Origin of the sequence: Magnetospirillum sp. XM-1 (genome assembly GCF_001511835.1) — a bacterium.
Lineage (GTDB): Bacteria > Pseudomonadota > Alphaproteobacteria > Rhodospirillales > Magnetospirillaceae > Phaeospirillum.
Genome location: NZ_LN997848.1, coordinates 1,795,992 through 1,813,876, shown reverse-complemented (window position 1 = coordinate 1,813,876; position 17,885 = coordinate 1,795,992). Strand labels below are relative to the sequence as shown.

At 67.0% G+C, this 17,885-nt stretch carries 13 protein-coding genes; 6 read left to right on the top strand and 7 right to left on the bottom strand.

The genetic code is table 11. The features are described 5' to 3' along the window. Positions 1-50 precede the first annotated feature (50 nt). From XM1_RS08495 to XM1_RS08470, 6 genes are read right to left on the bottom strand one after another with little or no spacing between them, the layout of a single operon-like run. Positions 51-779, bottom strand: coding sequence for an amino acid ABC transporter ATP-binding protein (locus XM1_RS08495; RefSeq protein ID WP_068432630.1), 729 nt, complete (start codon positions 777-779; stop codon positions 51-53). Further along, complete coding sequence (locus XM1_RS08490; RefSeq protein WP_068432628.1) at positions 776-1,432, bottom strand: amino acid ABC transporter permease; 657 nt, start codon at positions 1,430-1,432, stop codon at positions 776-778. The genes XM1_RS08495 and XM1_RS08490 overlap by 4 nt, the downstream gene beginning before the upstream one ends. After that, positions 1,432-3,084 (bottom strand): ABC transporter permease subunit, encoded by a 1,653-nt coding sequence (locus XM1_RS24885; protein WP_231920735.1) that lies wholly within the window; start codon positions 3,082-3,084, stop codon positions 1,432-1,434. The genes XM1_RS08490 and XM1_RS24885 overlap by 1 nt, the downstream gene beginning before the upstream one ends. Positions 3,085-3,109: 25 nt before the next feature. Continuing rightward, entirely contained in the window at positions 3,110-3,985 is an 876-nt protein-coding gene (locus XM1_RS08480; protein WP_068432625.1) for a transglutaminase family protein, read from the bottom strand. Further along, the gene (locus XM1_RS08475) at positions 3,982-6,543 is read right to left on the bottom strand and encodes a circularly permuted type 2 ATP-grasp protein (RefSeq protein WP_231920734.1); all 2,562 of its coding nucleotides are present in this window, start codon (positions 6,541-6,543) and stop codon (positions 3,982-3,984) included. Before XM1_RS08475 ends, XM1_RS08480 begins: the two co-directional genes overlap by 4 nt. A gap of 20 nt (positions 6,544-6,563) precedes the next feature. Further along, complete coding sequence (locus XM1_RS08470) at positions 6,564-9,890, bottom strand: DUF2126 domain-containing protein (protein WP_068437649.1); 3,327 nt, start codon at positions 9,888-9,890, stop codon at positions 6,564-6,566. 177 nt (positions 9,891-10,067) lie between these two features. Between XM1_RS08470 and XM1_RS08465 the strand changes: the two genes are divergently transcribed. Together XM1_RS08465 and XM1_RS08460 are read left to right on the top strand one after the other, a co-directional pair. Further along, positions 10,068-11,543, top strand: a complete 1,476-nt coding sequence (locus XM1_RS08465) for a circularly permuted type 2 ATP-grasp protein (RefSeq protein ID WP_068432623.1) — start codon at positions 10,068-10,070, stop codon at positions 11,541-11,543. Beyond that, positions 11,540-12,496 carry an alpha-E domain-containing protein gene (locus tag XM1_RS08460; protein WP_068432621.1) on the top strand — a complete coding sequence of 319 codons (957 nt, stop codon included), beginning with the start codon at positions 11,540-11,542 and terminating at the stop codon, positions 12,494-12,496. Before XM1_RS08465 ends, XM1_RS08460 begins: the two co-directional genes overlap by 4 nt. 10 nt (positions 12,497-12,506) lie before the next feature. On the opposite strand, the gene XM1_RS08455 is transcribed toward XM1_RS08460, so the two are convergent. Continuing rightward, complete coding sequence (locus tag XM1_RS08455; RefSeq protein ID WP_068432619.1) at positions 12,507-13,154, bottom strand: hypothetical protein; 648 nt, start codon at positions 13,152-13,154, stop codon at positions 12,507-12,509. Between the two features lie 148 nt (positions 13,155-13,302). On the opposite strand from XM1_RS08455, the gene XM1_RS08450 reads away from it, so the two are divergent. The 4 genes from XM1_RS08450 to XM1_RS08435 are packed head-to-tail and all read left to right on the top strand — an operon-like array spanning position 13,303 to position 17,775. Next, a complete protein-coding gene (locus XM1_RS08450) occupies positions 13,303-14,829 on the top strand; it encodes a radical SAM protein (protein WP_068432618.1) in 1,527 nt (508 codons plus the stop codon). Between the two features lie 22 nt (positions 14,830-14,851). Next, positions 14,852-15,532, top strand: coding sequence for a cyclopropane-fatty-acyl-phospholipid synthase family protein (locus XM1_RS08445; RefSeq protein ID WP_172821898.1), 681 nt, complete (start codon positions 14,852-14,854; stop codon positions 15,530-15,532). A gap of 56 nt (positions 15,533-15,588) precedes the next feature. Then, positions 15,589-16,809 carry a methyltransferase domain-containing protein gene (locus XM1_RS23925; RefSeq protein ID WP_068432615.1) on the top strand — a complete coding sequence of 407 codons (1,221 nt, stop codon included), beginning with the start codon at positions 15,589-15,591 and terminating at the stop codon, positions 16,807-16,809. Between the two features lie 27 nt (positions 16,810-16,836). Beyond that, a complete protein-coding gene (locus XM1_RS08435; protein WP_068432613.1) occupies positions 16,837-17,775 on the top strand; it encodes an NAD(P)-dependent oxidoreductase in 939 nt (312 codons plus the stop codon). The last annotated feature ends 110 nt before the right edge of the window (positions 17,776-17,885 follow it).

Sequence of the window (17,885 nt, the reverse complement as noted above, 5' to 3'; positions counted from 1 at the left end):
ATCACCGGGAAATTGACGGGCAATTTCTCATTGCGATGCCAGGGACGGCCTCAATGCCGCAGGATGCGCGCCAGGAACTGGGTGGCGCGCTCGCTGGAGGGCGCGGCGAAGAATGCCTCCTTGGGGGCGTCCTCGACGATGCGGCCGTGATCCATGAACACCACCCGGTCGGCGACGGTGCGGGCGAAGCCCATTTCGTGGGTGACCACCATCATGGTCATGCCGTCACGCGCCAGTTCCACCATGACGTCCAGCACCTCGCCGATCATCTCGGGGTCGAGCGCCGAGGTGGGCTCGTCGAACAGCATGCAATCGGGGTCCATGGCCAGGGCGCGGGCGATGGCGACGCGCTGCTGCTGGCCGCCGGACAGCTGGGCCGGGTGCTTGGCGGCGTGGGCGGCCAGCCCGACCCGTTCGAGCAAGCCTTGCGCCTTGGCGCGGGCCTCGTCGGCCGGGCGCCCCAACACCTTGACCGGCGCCAGGCACAGATTTTCCATCACACTCATGTGGGGAAACAGCTCGAAATGCTGGAACACCATGCCGACGCGGGCGCGCAGGCGGGTGAGGTCGGTGTCCGGCGCCTCGACCGCCACGCCGCTGACGGTGATCGAGCCACCGTCGAAGGGCTCCAGGCCGTTGACGCATTTGATCAGCGTCGACTTGCCCGACCCCGACGGGCCGCACACCACCACCACCTCGCCCTTGGCGACCCTGGTCGTGCAATCGTCCAGCACCTGGACGCTGCCGTACCATTTGGAAACGCCCTTGATCTCGATCATCTCCGCGCTCCGGCAAGACGCTTCACCACCTGGGACAGGCAGAAGCAGAGGACGAAATAGAGGCCGGCGGCGAAGAGGTACATCTCCACCGGCCGGTTGTAGTTCTTGCCCGCCACCTCGGCGGCCTTCAGCAGGTCCTTGGCGCCGATGGCGTAGACCAGGGACGAATCCTGGAACAAGACGATGGTCTGGGTCAGCAGCAGCGGGATCATGGCCCGGAAAGCCTGGGGCAGCACCACGAAGGCCATGATCTGCACCCGGCTCAGGCCCAGCGCCTGGGCCGCCCAGGTCTGGCCCTTGGGCACGCTGTTGATGCCGGCCCGCATGATCTCGGCATAGAAGGCCGCCTCGAACACCGTGAAGGTGATCAGCGCCGAGGTCTCGGCCCCCATGGGCGCGCCGGTCAGCAGCGGAATGGCCAGGAAGAACCACAGAATCACCAGGACCAGCGGAATGGAGCGCATGACGTTGACATAGGCCGCCGCCGCCCCGGCCAGCCACGCCGGCCCGGACAGGCGGGCCAGGGCCAGCAGGGTGCCCAGCACGATGCCGCCGCTCATGGCCACAAAAGTGAGCTTGAGCGAGAACAGCAGCCCCGACCAGATGAAGGGCAGGCTGGCGGCGATGACGGAAAAGTCGAGCTCGGCGAACATCAGCGCCCCACTCCCAACAGACCCGGCACGCGGGTGCGCCGCTCCACCAGGGCCATGGCCCGGTTGGCCAGGAAGGCGCAGAGGAAATACAGCAGCGTCACCGCCGCCAGGGTCTCGATGCCCTGCTCGGATTCCTCCTGCATCTGGCGCGCCACGAAGGTCAGCTCCGCCATGCCGATGGCGAAGGCCACCGAGGAGTTCTTGAACACGTTCATGAATTCCGAGGTCAGCGGCGGAATGACCACCCGCAGCGCCACCGGCAACGTCACGTGCCGGAACACCTGGGCCTCGGTCATGCCCAAGGCCAGGGCGGCCTGCCGCTGGCCCTTGGGGCGGCTTTCGATGCCGGCGCGCACCTGCTCGGCCACCCGGGACGAGGTGAAGAGGCCCAGGCAAATGACGGCGATGAAGAATTCCTTGGCGGGCATCTCCTGCTTGACCCACAGCGCCCAGGAGGCGGGCAGCAATTCCGGGATGACGAAGAACCACAGGAACATCTGCACCAGCAGGGGGATGTTGCGGAACAGCTCCACATAGGCGGTGGCGGCGCCTGCGACGCGGCGGTCGGGCAATGTGCGCGCCGCCCCCGCCACCACCCCCAGCACCAGGGCCAAAGCCCAGGAGGCCAGCGAGATGGCCAGCGTCCAGACCAAAGCGACGGCCAGCCAGGAGAGGTACGTCTCGTCCCCCGACGGCACCGGCTCGAAATAGATGCCCCAGTTCCAGCGATAGCCGCCCTGGGCGGCGGTCTTGCGGGCGAAGGCCTCGGCGGGCGCGTCGGCGGGCGCCTTGATCAGGGATTTCAGCTGCCCGCTCATGGGGAAGTGCATGTTGATGCCGCGCGGCGGAATGGGCGACATGAACCACTTGGCGTAAAGCCGGTCCACCTCGCCCGAGGCCATCATGGCCTTGACCGTGTCGTCCACCAGCGCCTTGAACTGGGGGTCGTCGCGCCGCAGCATGATGGCGATGGGCTCGACGTTCAGCACCTCGCCGACGATGGCGTAGCTGTCGGGAGATTTCGAGGTGGCGATCAGCCCGGCCAGCAGGTTGTCGTCCATGATGAAGGCCACGGCGCGATCGCTTTCCAGCAGCAGGAAGGAATCGGCGTGGTCCTTGCCGTAGACCTCCTTGAACACCACGCCCTGGCCCTTCTTGTGGGCGCGGACCAGCTGAACGCTGGTGGTGCCGGTGGTGATGGCCACCGGCTTGCCGGCCAGCTGCGCGATACTGGTGATGCCCGAGGACTTCTTCACCGCCATGCGCACCTTGGTGACGAAGGTGGTCGGCGCGAAGGCCACCTGACGCGAGCGCGCCTCGTTGTTGGTGGTCGAGCCGCATTCCAGGTCCACCGTGCCGTTCTGCACCAGGGGGATGCGATTCTGCGAGGTCACCGGCAGGGTTTCGACCTTGAGGGCAGGCAGGGCCAGCCTAGCCTTCACCGCCTCGGCCAGCCGGAGGCAGATGTCGATGTGATAGCCGACCGGCTTCTGGGCGTCGTCCAGATAGGACAGCGGATAGGAGGATTCGCGGATGCCCAGCGTCAGGGTTCCGGTCTCCCCGACCTTCTTCAGGGTCCCGGCCAGATCCTCGGCCCGCGCCGGAAGGGTGGCGAGCAGCAGCAAAGCGGCCATGAGAACCCTGGCGATCATGGAAACTCCCCTGTCCGCGGGACGATCAGAACTCCAGCACATCCACGGCCACCAGCACCTGATGCTCGCCGCCGCCCAGCACCACGCCGCGCACCGGGGTGACGTCGTCGTAATCGCGCCCCCAGGCTACCACGATATGGTCCTGTCCGGCCGCCATGTCGTTGGTAGGATCGAGGTCCAGCCAGCCCCAGCCGGGCTGGTAGACCGACAGCCAGGCGTGCGAGGCGTCGGCGCCCACCAGCTTTTCCTTGCCCGGCGGCGGCTTGGTGCGGATGTAGCCGCTGACGTAGCGCGCCGCCAACCCCATGGCGCGAAGGCAGGCGATGCCCACATGGGCGAAGTCCTGGCAGACGCCGCGCCGCTGCTGGAAGACCTGGGCCAGCGGCGTGCCCACGCTGGTGGCCTCGGGGTCGAAGGTGAAATCCGCGTGGATGCGCCGGTTCAAATCCATCACCGCCTCGGTCAGCGGCCGGCCGGGGGCGAAGCTGGGCTGGGCATAACGCTCGGCCTCGGCCAGGGGCGGCACCTGGGGCGAGGCGAAGACGAAATCCATCACCCCCTCGTCGATGCCGCGCGCCCCCGACCAGGTGTTGAGCCGCACCGAATCCCAGGCGGGAACGGCGATCTGGGGCAGAAGCGGCTGGCCGGCGGTCTCCACCACGAACGAGGCGTCGATCACCAGGGTGGAATGGGGGCTCTGGATGGTGAAGAAGGTGATGGGATTGCCGAAATAGTCCCGGCCGCCTTCGTGCAGCACTTCCGGCGTCGGGCGGATGGCGATCTTGACCTGATCGACGCTCTGGCCGTCCACGGCGCGCGGCCGCAGATGGGCGGCGTGGTGGGACAGCTGCACCGGCTCGGTGTACTTGTAGGTAGTGGTGTGGCGGACCCTGAACTTCACGCCAGTTCCTCCATGGGCGCGGTGGGCAGCCGCCACTGGGCATGGATGAAATAGGTGCGCGACACCTGCTCGGACAGCTCCCACAGCCGCGAGCGCAGCATGTCCAAAAGCCGCAGCGCGTCGTGATAGCCGCCGTCGCGGTCGAAGCGCGACACCACCATGACGTCGGTGGTGCGGATGGTGCCGCACAGCACGGTCATCAGCTTCTGCTCGGGCTTGTAGAAGCCGGAATGCTCGCCCATGGCGGCCAGCCGGTTCATGTGGCCTTCCAGGGTGGCGAGCTGGAAGCCCAGCGAGCGCGGATTGGCCTCGTCGCACAGCAGCAGGTCGAGAACCCCGGCCAGACGGGGCGTGGACAGATAGCGCGAGCGATAGGTCATCACGCTGTCCCAGGTCTCGAGCAGCAGGTCCAGCGGCACCATTGCCTCGCCCTCCACGTCGGCCAGCGCACCGCTGACCATCTCGACCATGGCGATGGCGCGCTCGACGCGGCGGCCCGAATCCAGGAACAGCCATTGCGGCCCGCGGGTCATGCTCTCCATGGCCAGGCCGCTCACCGCCTGCATGGTCAGCACCATGGCGTTGAGCCGGCCCAGCACGTCGCCGCCGCCGGCCTCGGCGGCCAAGAGGCCGATCTCGTCCTTGAGCAGGTGCAGCGCCCGCCAAGTGTCGTTGGACAGGCGGTCGCGCAGATGGACGACGATGCGCAGCAGGCGCTCGACGCAGCCGGCCAGCCCCAATCCATCGCTGGCCAGATGGTGGGCGACCAGCCGGTCGGCCAGCGCCTCCACCGGCTCGGTCCCGTCCTCTTCCGGCACCGACAGCCCCAGGGCGGCCATGGTGCGGATCATGGCCAGCGCCTGGGCGGAATCGCCCTCGGCCAGGCTGTCCTCGATGCGCACAAGGGCGGCGCGCAGCAGCCGGGTGGTGGCCTCGCAGCGCTCGAGATAGCGGCCCAGCCAGAACATGTTGTCGGCGACGCGCGACGGCAGGTCGCGGTTCTCGCGGGTCAGGCGCACCGCCGGGGCCTGCGGGCGGACGGCGGACACCGTAAGGCGCTGGGGCGGTGCGGCGATCCACACGTCCTTGCTGCCGCCGCCGCCGGTCTGCAAACGCGACGCCAGCAGGTCGCGTTCCGACGACAGCCGGGCCAGCCCGCCCGGCATGGCCTGCCAGCCCTTCTCGGTGCGCACGGCGAAGACGCGCAGCACGCAATGGCGGGGCTCGATCCCTTCGGCGGACCATACCGGCAGGGTCGAGGTGGTCCGCACCTCCTGGCCCACCCAATCCCAGGGCCGGGCGGCGATGGCGGCGCGCATCTGGGCGGCCTGGGCGCCCGACAGGGCGGCGCCGATCACCGGCTGGTCGCGCCGTCCGAAGGCCGGGCGGATCACCAGACGCTCCAGGTTCTTCAAGACGTAATCCAGGGCGGCGGGCTCGCCGCACCACCAGCTGGGCACCGAGGGCAGGATCAGATGCTCGTCCCGCAAGGAGCGGGCCAGGGCCGGCATGAAGCCCAGCAGCGAGGCCCCGTCCAGCAGGCCGGTGCCGATGGCGTTCAACAGCGCCACGTTGCCGCGCCGGGCCGATTGCAGCAGCCCGGCGACGCCCAGCTGGGAATCGCCCCTGAGCTCCAGGGGATCGCACCACGTGCCGCCGGTGCGGCGGAAGATGACGTCCACCTGCTGCAACCCGGTCAGCGCCTTCAGGTAGACGGTGTTGTCGCGCACCGTCAGATCCTCGCCCTGGACCAGGGTGACGCCCAGCTGGCGGGCCAGGAAGGCGTGCTCGAAATAGGTGGCGTTGTAGGGGCCCGGCGTCAGCAGCACCATGCGCGGATCGTCGCGGTGGCGCACCGACAGGTTCTGCAGCGAGCGGCGCAGGCCTTCGAAGAACGGCCACAGCCTTTCCACCTGCAGCGAGCGGTGGAATTCCGACAGGACGCGGCTGACGATGGTGCGGTTCTCCAGGGCGTAGCCGGCGCCCGACGGGCTTTCGGTGCGGTCGGACAGCACCCGCCACTCGCCGTCGGGGCCGCGCACCAGATCGGCGGCGTAATGGTGCAGCCAGTGGCCGCCGGCCGGAAGCCAGCCGTGGCAGGGCCGCAGGAAGGCGGGATTGGCGTGCAGTGCCGAGGGCGGGATGACGCCGCGCCCCACCAGCGACCGCTCGCCGTAAAGATCGGCCAGCACAGAATCCAGCAGATCGGCCCGCTGCTCGATGCCCTTGGCCAGACCCGCCCATTCCTCGGCCGACAGGATCAGCGGCAGGGGGTCGAGACGCCAGGGCCTATCCAGCCCCGCCGGGTCGCCATAGACGTTGTAGGTGACGCCGTTGTCGCGGATCAGGCGCTGCCCCATGTCCCAGCGCCGCGCCAGTTCTTCCGGCCCCAGGCGGTCGATGCCGTCGATGAAGCCCTTCCAATGGGGACGGACCGCGCCGCCCGGCGCCATCACCTCGTCGAAGGCACCCGGCAGCGGATGGTAGGCGGTGTTGAAGGCCCAGGCCGGACCCTCGACGCGGGAACGCAGACGACGCGGAATTTTCCCCTCCCCCAAAATCCCGACGTTGGTAACGTCTATTGTAGCCTAAGGTCCAGTGTATTTGGGTAGTCGGGATGCACCGCGCCAGCTTCCACCCGCAACGGCCCGTGGGAATGGCCGAAGGCGAGAAAGCGGGCGCGGCGCCGCGCCTCGGCCTCGTAGGAATTGACCGGGAAGCTGTCGTAATTGCGCCCGCCCGGATGGGCGACGTGGTAGGTGCAGCCCGCCACCGCCTCGCCCGTCCAGCTGTCCACCAGATCGAAGATCAGCGGCGAATGCACCCCGATGGTGGGATGCAGACAGGAGGTGGGCCACCATGCGCGATAGCGCACGCCCGCCACCCATTCCCCCGAGGCGCCGACGGGGTTGAGCGGCACGCGGCGGCCCTGGCAGGCCACCACGTAGCGATCGCCCACCAGTCCGCTGACCTTGACCTGCAGGCGCTCCACCGACGAATCCACGTAGCGCACGGTGCCGCCCGCGCCGGGCTCCTCGCCCATGACGTGCCAGGGCTCCAGCGCGGTGCGCAACTCGATGCGGATGCCGCGATGGGCGACGGCCCCCACCATGGGGAAGCGGAATTCCAGATGGGGGGCGAACCACGCCTTGTCGAAGGCGATGCCGCCCGCCGCCAGCCATTCCAGCACCTCGTCCAGGTCCTGCTCGATCCAGTGAGGCAGCATGTAGCGGTCGCGAAGCGCCGAACCGAAGCGCACCAGCTTCTCGGTGTAGGGCTCCTCCCAGAAGCGGGCGACCAGGGCGCGCAGCAGCAATTGGCTCACCAGGCTCATGCGGGCATGGGGCGGCATCTCGAAGGCGCGGAATTCGACGAGCCCCAGCCGCCCGGTGGGACCGTCTGGGGAATAAAGCTTGTCGATGCAGATCTCGGTGCGATGGGTGTTGCCGCTGGCATCGATCAGCACGTTTCTCAGCACCCGGTCCACCACCCAGGGCGCCACGCTGGTGCCCCGGTGCGGCAATTGCCCCAGCGCGATCTCCAGCTCGTAAAGCGTGTCGTCACGGGCCTCGTCGACGCGGGGATGCTGGCTGGTGGGGCCGATGAACAGGCCGGAGAACAGGTACGACAGGCTGGGATGGTTCTGCCAGAAGCGGATCAGGCTGCCCAGCAAATCGGGGCGGCGCAGGAACGGGCTGTCGGCGGGGGTCCAGCCGCCCAGCACCATGTGGTTGCCGCCCCCCGTCCCCACGTGGCGGCCGTCGATCATGAACTTCTCGGTGCCCAGGCGGGCCTGATGGGCTTCCTCGTAGAGGATCTCGGTGCCGGCCACCAGATCGCGCCAGTGCTCCACCGGCTGGACGTTGACCTCGATGACGCCGGGATCGGGGGTGACCTTGATAACTTTAAGGCGCGGATCGTTGGGCGGCGGATAGCCTTCCACATGCACCGGCGTGCCGAACTCGGCGGCGGCCAGTTCCACCGCCTCGATCAGGTCCAGATACTGCTCGGCGGTTTCCACCGGCGGCAGGAAGACGTTGAGACGGCCGTCGCGGGGCTGGACGCACAAAGCGGTGCGCACGTTCTCGGACACCAGCCCCTTGGCGGTCTCCACGGGCCGCAAATCCACCGGCACCTGTTGCAGCACCGTGGCCTTGGCCGCCCCCGAACCGGGGACCCGCTCGGTCCGGGCGGGCTGGCGCCGGGCGGGGGGCAAGGGGCCGCGCGGCTCGAAGGGGTCGCGCTCGTGGTGATAGGGATAGGAATCGGCGGCGATCCACGGCAGGGATTCCAGCGGCAGGCGCAGGCCCAGGGGCGAATCGCCGGGAATGGTCAAGAGCTTGCCGTCGCGCGTCGGCCACGGGCCGGTGATCCAGCGGAAGGCGTCCCTGGCCTGCCAGGGCTGCAGCGGCAGGACGTAGCCGGTGGGGGTGCCCAGCCCCCGCTTGAACACCCCGGCCAGCCGGGCGCGCTCCTCGGGGTTTTCCAGCTTGGAATCGATAGGATCGACGTTGATGGGCAGGGCGTTTTCCCGCAGCAGGTAATAGGCCGGGTCCTCCCAGGCGGGCTGGGCGTAATCGGAATCGACGTTCAGGTGGCGGCACAGCGCCTGGGCGAAGTCGCGGGCCTGATCGACGGTGGGGGCGTTGTCCTCGGTCTCCAGGGCGATCAGCTTAGGATTCCGCCACACCGCCTCGCCGTCGTCGCGCCAGATCAGCGAGAAGGCCCAGCGCGGCAGGCTTTCGCCCGGATACCACTTGCCCTGGCCATAGGCGATCAGCGCGCCGGGCGCGAAGCGGTCGCGCAGCCGGCGGATCAGGGTGTCGGCGAAGGCCCGCTTGGTGGGGCCGACGGCGCCGGTGTTCCACTCCTCGCCGTCCGGGTCGGTGGTGGCGACGAAGGTGGGCTCGCCGCCCTGGGTCAGGCGCACGTCGCCCTGCCTCAGCCTCTCGTCCACCGCGTCGCCCAGCGCCAGCACCGCCTGCCACTGCTCCTCGGTATAGGGCTTGGTGACGCGCGGAGTCTCGAGGACACGGGTGACGCCCATGTGGTGCTCGAACTCCACCTTGCACATTTCCACCGCGCCGGTGATGGGCGCCGCGCTGGTGGGATCGGGCGAGGCGGCCAGCGGAATGTGCCCCTCGCCCGCCAGCAGGCCCGAGGTGGGGTCCAGACCGATCCAGCCGGCGCCGGGCAGGTAGACCTCGGTCCAGGCGTGCAGGTCGGTGAAGTCTGCGGCCGCGCCCACCGGGCCGTCCAGCGGCTTGACGTCGGGAACCAGCTGGATCAGGTAGCCCGAGACGAAACGGGCCGCCAGCCCTAAGCGCCGCAGGATCTGCACCAGCAGCCAGGCGGAATCGCGGCACGATCCCGTCTTCAGCGCCAGGGTCTGCTCCGGGGTCTGCACCCCCGGCTCCATGCGGATGGTGTAGCTGATGTCGGCTTGCAGCCGCTGGTTCAGGGCCACCAGGAAATTGGTGGTCTGCACCGGCCGCGACGTGTCGATGGCCGCCACGTAGGCGTCGAGCAGCGGCCCCGCCTCCTCGCACAGAAGGAAGGGCTTCAGTTCGTGATCCAGCACGTGGTCGTAAGTGAAGGGGAAGTGCTCCGCCTCGGGCTCCAGGAAGAAGTCGAAGGGGTTCACCACCGACAGGTCGGCCACCAGGTCCACGTCGACGGTGAAGGACTCCACCGTGTCGGGAAACACCAGCCGGGCCAGCCAGTTGCCCTGGGGGTCCTGCTGCCAGTTGATGAAATGGGTCTTGGGCTCGATGTCCAGGGAATAGGACAGAACCGGGGTCCGGCTGTGGGGCGCGGGGCGCAACCGCACCACCTGCGGCGACAGAACGACCGGTCGGTCATACGTGTAGCGGGTGGTATGGCGAAGCTTGACGTGAATGCCCATGATCATCCGAAGAGGGTGGCGGAAAGCGATGGTCAGCCTAGCACAGCAAGCGGCATCGGGCTGCAGCAAAAGCTTCATTTTTCAGCATGCTGCCATGCATGCCTTAAATTTGATCAATTCGAATTGCCGCGATAGACTGCACTTCGCGCCGCATTTTCGAAGGGGGGAGCTGAAGCAATGACCCGATCAAGACTCGCCCTGCCCGGCCCCGGCCTGCTTTCGGGCTACGACCCCGCCGAATTCTTCTGCGAGGCGCTGTCGGCCCGCGATGACGGCGCGGCCGAGCTGGCGGCCATCGCCCAGCGCCTCAACGCGCTGGACCCCGACGACCTGCGCCGCCGCGCCGCCCGGGCGGAGAAGGAGCTGTTCGATCTGGGCATCACCTTCACCGTCTATTCCGACAAGGACGCCATCGACCGCATCCTGCCCTTCGACGTCCTGCCCCGCGTCATCACGGCCGCCGAGTGGTCGCGGCTCGAGGCCGGGATCATCCAGCGGGTCGCCGCCATCAACCTGTTCCTGGCCGACCTTTACGGCGGCCAGAAGATCCTGGCCGACAAGGTGGTGCCCGCCGATCTGGTACTGGGCAACGCCAATTTCCACGACTTCATGCGCGGCATGAAAGTGCCCTGCGGCACCTATTCCCATGTGTGCGGCATCGATTTGATCCGCGACCAGGAAGGCCTGTTCCGGGTGCTCGAAGACAATGCCCGCACGCCGTCCGGCGTCTCCTACGTGGTCGAGAACCGCAACCTGATGCTGCAATGCTTTCCCGATCTGATGGAAGGCACCCGGGTGCGGGCCGTGGACGATTACGGCCTGATGCTGCGCCGGGCCCTGGAAGAGATCGCGCCTGCGGGGGTCGAGGACCCTTGCGTGGTGCTGCTGTCGCCCGGCATCTACAACTCGGCCTTCTTCGAGCACGTCTTCCTGGCCCGCGAGATGGGCGTGCCCCTGGTGGAGGGCCGCGATCTGGTGGTGGAGAAGGACCGGGTCTACATGCGGACCACCGCCGGACGGGCCCCGGTCCACAGCATCTATCGCCGCATCGACGATGCCTTCCTCGACCCCAAGGTGTTCCGCCCCGATTCCATGCTGGGCGTGCCGGGGCTGATGGAGGCCTACCGCAAGGGCAACGTGTCGCTGGCCAACGCGCCGGGCACCGGGGTGGCCGACGACAAGGCGGTCTACGCCTACATGCCGCGCATCATCAAGTACTACCTGGGCGAGGACGCCATCCTTCCCAACGTCGAGACCTTCATCTGCCGCGAGGCAGAGGGATTGCAGTACACGCTGGACAACCTGGAGCATCTGGTGGTCAAGCCGGTGGGCGAATCGGGCGGCTACGGCATGATCCTGGGCCCCAAGGCCAGCAAATCCGAGATCGACGAGTTCCGCGCCAAACTCAAGGCCGACCCGGCCAATTACATCAGCCAGCCCATGATCGGCCTGTCGGTCAGCCCGACACTGACGGACAAGGGCACCCAGCCCCGCCACGTGGATTTCCGCCCCTTCGCGGTGACCGGCGCATCGACGAAGGTGCTGGCCGGCGGCCTGACAAGGGTGGCCATGAAGGAGGGATCGCTGGTGGTCAACTCGTCCCAGGGGGGCGGGTCGAAGGATACCTGGGTTCTGGCGGGAGAAGGCCAATGACCGAGTTACTCGCCCGCAACGCCGACTGCATCTTCTGGCTGGCCCGCTACATGGAGCGGGCCGAGAACCTGGCCCGCATCCTGGGCGTGGCCGAGACCTTCGCCCGTGACCGGGCGGGGCGCAACTGGCTGGCGGTGGTGCAGATCAACGCCGACGAGGAGCGCTTCTTCGCCCGCCACCGGGTGGCCGACGCCAAGACGGTGCCGCACTTCTACATCCTGGACCCCGACAACCCCAATTCCATCCTGTCCTCGGTCAAGGCGGCGAGGGAAAACGCCCGGACGCTGCGCCCGCTGATCTCCATCGAGATGTGGCGCCAGATCAACCGCATGAACAGCTGGATGACGGGATTGTCGGCCAACGCCGTGGCGCCCGCCAACCTGGCCGCCCTGTGCGAGGAGATCAAGGAGGCCTGCCAGCTGCACATGGGCATCACCGAGGGCACCTTCTATCGCGACCAGGCCCACTACTTCTATCACCTGGGCAAGTCCATCGAGCGCGCCGACCAGACCACCCGCCTGCTGGACATCAAGTACCACACCCTGCTGCCCCGGCCCGAGGACGTAGGCTCGGCGCTCGACACCAGCCACTGGAACGCCCTGTTGAAGGCGGTGGCCGGCTATCAGGCGTCGCGCCGGGTGATGGCGGGCAAGATCACGCCCGAATCGGTGGCGGCCTTCCTGCTGTTCTCGGATTCCTTCCCGCGCTCGGTGATCTTGTGCGTGCGCCAGATGGAATGGCTGCTGAGCCAGCTGCGCACCCGCTATAGCCTACGCGGCGGGGTCAAGGCGCTGGAGCTGATGGACGAACTGCGCGCCGTGCTGACAGAAAAGACCATCGACGACGTGATCGCCCACGGCCTGCACGAATTCCTCGACTGGGTGCAGCGCCAGCTGATCATGATCTTCGCCGAGATCCAGCAAAGCTTCGGAATGGCGCGCCCGGCCGATTGAGCCGGCGTCCTCAGATGGAAATGGAGCGGTAGTCCACGTAGCCGCCCATGGCGTCGGAATAGGACGGGCGCTGCTCGCCCACCGCCGGCACGAAGACGAACCAGTTGTCGGCCCGCTGCAGCCGCTGCCACAACACGTCGCTGGCAAAGCGCGACGTGATCAGGTCGCGCGGCTCGAACCGGCGGAACTTTTCCAGGTTGGCCAGGGACTCGACGAAAATCTCGATCAGCTTGGGCACATAGGTCCGCCGGGTGATGTAGCCGGCGGTGGTCAGCGATTCGAACACGCGGCCCAGGCCGGGATGCTCGGTGGCGAAGCCGTTGATCTGCGACGCGGTCAGCAGCACCGCGTCCCAGTCCTTGCCGGTGGATTCGAGGAACGCCATGCGCTGGGCCAGCTCGTCGCGGCTGATGCGGAAGTCGAAATCGTCCTCCAGCACCATGACGTAGTCCCGCGAATCCTCGGTGAGGAAGCGGGTATAGGCCTTCAGGTGCGACTTGGTGCAGCCCAGATGGGCGTAACCCTGCTCGTAGGCGGCGGAAACACGCTGGATGCCCATGGACTCGAAGCCCATGGCCGCGTGGTTCTCCTGGCATTGCTGCCAGCGGTCGGTCCGGTGGTCGAGATTGACCTGGTACACGGCCGTGTTGTCGAGCATGCGCCTTCCCCCGTTCTGATGGCACGAGAGGGTAGCAGGCGGCCATTGGCGGGGCCACATCTAAACTCCGGACCGGCGTCAAACCGCCGCTTCATCCGTTGTTAACGCATTTGCCGCCATCCTCGGCGGTTAGTAAGGAGAGCCTTCCGTGACCCAGGCCGCGCCACAACTCGAGCGAGAAACAGACCGCTATCGGCTGGTCTACGACGCCAATGCCAAGACCGGCCGCATGGAGCTCACCCTGTTCGCCAAGGCCGAAGGCAAGCACAAGGCGGTGCATACCAGCTTCAACCTGCTGGACGACGACGGCAAGCTGATCGAGAAGCGCCCCATCACCGCCGAAGTGGCCGCCTTCATCATGGATCACTTCGAGCGGCGCGGCGACACCGAGTCGCTCAACATCCACGCCGCCGACCTGGCGGCGGGAAAGCTGGGGGCGCGCAGCGGCCAGCGCATCACGCCCGAGGGCGTGCGCCACACCCTGACCAACACCGAGAAGAGCTTCACCGCCACCGGCGCCAAGCTGGAAGCCCACTGGCCCATCTTCGAGAAGCTGCGCGACACCGGCTATGGCAGCCTGATCCGCGCCACCATGACCAACCATCAGGTCTGTTCGTCGCGCTGCCAGTTCTGTTCGACCATCGCCCGCAACAAGCGCGATTCCGTCAGCCTGGAGGAGGCCAAGGCCTTTGTCGAAGCCCTGTATTTCGAGCAGGCCGAGTTCAACCGCCAGCGCTTCCCCGAATACAACGAGCGCTACAAGGCGCTGACCGGGTCCGACATCCGCCTGCGCGGCCTGATCCTGTCGGGCGGCGGCCAGCCCAATCTGTGGCCCCATTTCGCCGAATTCGTGGAATGGCTGGCGACGCTGGACATCGATCTCGGCCTGATCACCAACGGCTTTCCCCAGAAGGTGCCGGAAGAGGTCTACCGCCATTTCAAGTGGATCCGGCTGTCCATCACGCCGGAGGACGCCTCGCCCTTCTATCCCGAGGGCCGCTTCGAGGACCAGTACATCCCCGCCACGGTGCGCAACAACCCGGACGTCACGGTGGGCATGTCCTTCGTGTTCGGCCCCTGGGCCAAGGACGGCATCTTAGAGCGGCTGTCGGGCATGCTGAAGGCCAACGGCTTCGACTACGTCCGGCTGCTGACCGATTGCAACCTGACCCGCGACTCCCAGCTTCTGGCCCACCGCGACCTGGCCGAGATGCTGTTCAAGGGCGGCCACATCGACGACAAGGGCGTGCCCACCGGCGGGCTGTTCCAGCAGTTCAAGTACCACGGCACCCCCCAAGAGGCCGAGGAGCTGTGGGACAAGGGCCAGTGCTTCCTGCAATCCTACAACGTCTTCTGGGACACCACCGGGCACGAGGAGAGCGGCCGCTCGTTCTGCTACCCGTGCGATTCGGTGACCGTGCTGGCCGAGGAGGAGACCGACGGCAACGTCAACATCTCCGAGCGCAAGTTCAATCCCTCCAAGTGGGGCACCGTGCCCAACACCGAGGTGAGCCGCCTGTTCACCGAGAAGGTGCACCCGTTCTTCGATCCCAGGAAGAACTGCACCTCGTGCCTGTTCATGCGCAACAACCGCTTCGTCAAGGAGCTGGCGTCCCGCGCCGACTACCAGTCCATCCGGCCCAACCCGGATCTCGAACACATCAACTTCCCATGACAGAATGACGGGGGAGAGGGGAATGTCTTCCATGCAACAGCCTGACGGCCAGAAGGCCATCGAAGCTTCGGTCTATGGCGAGGCCTATTTCGAACGCGGCGCGGTGATCGGCATCTCCGGCTACATGAACTATTCATGGATGCCCGAGGCGACGCTGCGCATGGCGCATTTCATCATCAACCAGCTGCCCATCGACCCCGGCCAACTGGTGCTGGATTACGGCTGCGCCAAGGGCTTTCTGGTCAAGGCCATGCGCATCCTGGACGTGGACACCTACGGCGTCGACCTGTCGGCCTACGCCATCGATCAGGCCCCGTCCGAGGTCCGCCATTTCTGCCGCGTGGTGGAAGGCTGCGACGATCCGGCCGCCTTCGAGCGCGAATACGACTGGATGCTGTCCAAGGACGTGTTCGAGCACATCGCCGAGCCCGATCTGCGCAAGCTGCTGGCCCGCGCCCGCCCCCGGGTCAAGCGCATGTTCGCGGTGATCCCGTTGGGCATCAGCGACGACAGCCCCAATTTCGTGGTGCCCGACTACGACAAGGACATCACCCACATCACGGCGCGCACCGCCGCCTGGTGGAGCAAGCTGTTCGCCGAGACCGGATGGAACGTCGACCGCTTCAGCCACACCTTCAAGGGCGTCAAGGAGAACTGGACCGGCGCGTGGCCCGAGGGCAACGCCTTCTTCGTCCTGTCCTGATTTCCGCACCCCCGGCCCAACCGACAGCTGCGGTAGTCCCAGCGACGGAGAGTTCCATGGATGACAACGCCAGCGTGACGAACCCGCTCACCGGGCCGCTTCTGGAGGCCGATGCCGCCGGGGCGCTGGTTCCCCTGCTGCTGGAGAGGCTGTCGCCCGTCACCTCGGTCTGCGACGTGGGCGGCGGCGGGCAAGCGCTGCTGGCCAAGCTGCCCAAGCGCAAGGTCAAGGAGCAGAAGGTGCTGGCCGCCAGCCCGGAAGACCTCGCCCGGCCGGTCACCGCCGACCGGCGCTTCGACCTAGCGCTGTGCCTGGCCGTCGCCGACCGCATCGCCCCCGAACGCACCGAGTCCCTGGTGGCCGAACTGGCGGCGCTGGCCGACACCGTGGTGCTGGCCGCCACCATCCCCGGTCAGGTTGACACCGGCATCACCAATCCCCGCTGGCATTCCTTCTGGGTCGAGGCCTTCGCCGCCCAGGGTTTCGGCGCCGACGACGGAATCCGCGAGGCCATCTGGAACGATGGCCGCATCGACCTGTGGTGCCGCCAGAACCTGCTGGTCTTCCGCAAGGGGTTCGCCACCGACCGGACGCCTTCGTCCTTCGACCGCATCCATCCCGACCTCTACAACGCCAAACTGACCCAGATGGTCGGCCTCGAGCGCGACATCGTGCGCCTCAAGGATCACTGGCTGCGGCGCAACCAGATCATGTCGCCGGCCGACGTCCACTGGTGCCGCATCGTCATGAACCAGGAAACCAAGAAGCTGGTGTCGCAGCTGGACTACGCCTGCATGTCGGCGGTCGAGGTGTCGGGCAACGGCTGGCAGAATTTCGGCTTCCGCGACTATTCCATCGCCGTCTACCCCCAGGTGGACATCACCAAGCACGTGCTGCGCAAGGGCGACGGCACCGGCTTCGACATGGTCATCGCCGAGCAGGTGCTCGAACACGTGCCCACGCCGTGGATCGCCATCCAGTGCCTGTACGCCAGCCTGAACCCGGGCGGCTATCTGCTGGTCACCACGCCCTTCATGTTCCGGGTCCACGCCGATCCCAGCGACTATTCCCGCTGGACCGAGATGGGCCTGCGCAACCTCTTGGAAGCGGCCGGGTTCCAGTCCGACGACATCAAGACCGGGTCGTGGGGCAACCGCTGGTGCGTCATCGCCAATTTCGACCAGGCAGCCATCTACGACCCCTATTCCCATTCCCTGCAGAACGAGCCCGACGTGCCGCTCATGGTATGGGCCCTGGCGCGCAAGCAGACCGTCTGAACCGAGATACACGGAGAATTCGACGAAATGACCCACAACATCCTGGTGACCGGCGGAGCCGGCTATCTCGGCTCGATCATGGTCCCCGAACTGCTTGCCGCCGGCCACAAGGTGACCGTGCTCGACAATTTCATGTTCAAGCAGAACTCGCTGGCCCATTGCTGCGCCAACCCCAATTTCGACGTCGTCAAGGGCGACGCCCGCGACCAGGCGCTCTTGAAGAAGCTGCTGGCCGGCACGGACGTGGTGATTCCGCTGGCCGCGCTGGTGGGCGCGCCGCTGTGCAACCAGGACCCCATCGGCGCCACCTCGCTCAACCTGGACGGCCAGATCAATCTGTTCAAGCTGCTGTCCAAGGAGCAGCGCGTCCTGATGCCCATCACCAATTCCGGCTACGGCATCGGCGAGGCGGGCAAGGAATGCACCGAGGAAACGCCGCTACGCCCCATTTCCCTCTACGGCGTCCACAAGGTCGAGGTGGAGAAGGCGCTGCTCGACCGCGGCAACGCCATCAGCTTCCGGCTGGCCACCGTGTTCGGCATGGCGCCGCGCATGCGCATCGACCTCCTGGTCAACGACTTCGTCCACCGGGCGGTCAACGACCGGGCGGTGGTGCTGTTCGAGGGGCACTTCATCCGCAATTACATCCACATCCGCGACGTGACGCGGGCCTTCATGCACGGGCTCGACAATTTCGAGACCATGCGCAACCAGGCCTATAACGTCGGCCTGTCCGACGCCAACCTGTCCAAGATCCAGCTGGCCGAGCGCATCCGCCGCCACGTGCCGGAATTCGTCGCCGTCGAGGCGCCCATCGGCGAGGACATGGACAAGCGCGACTACATCGTCTCCAACGCCAAGATCGAGGGCACCGGCTGGCATCCGGCCCATTCCCTGGACGACGGCATCAAGGAACTGGTCAAGGGCTTCCGGATGATCCGCAACGCGGTCTACGGCAACGTCTGAGGACCAAGGCCCGGCGGTGGGAGGACACCGCCGCCGGGATAAAACTTCCTTTACCAATAAAGTCCCATAATGTGGCGGTTTTCCGCGTGCTACGCCGGACCCGCGCGTCG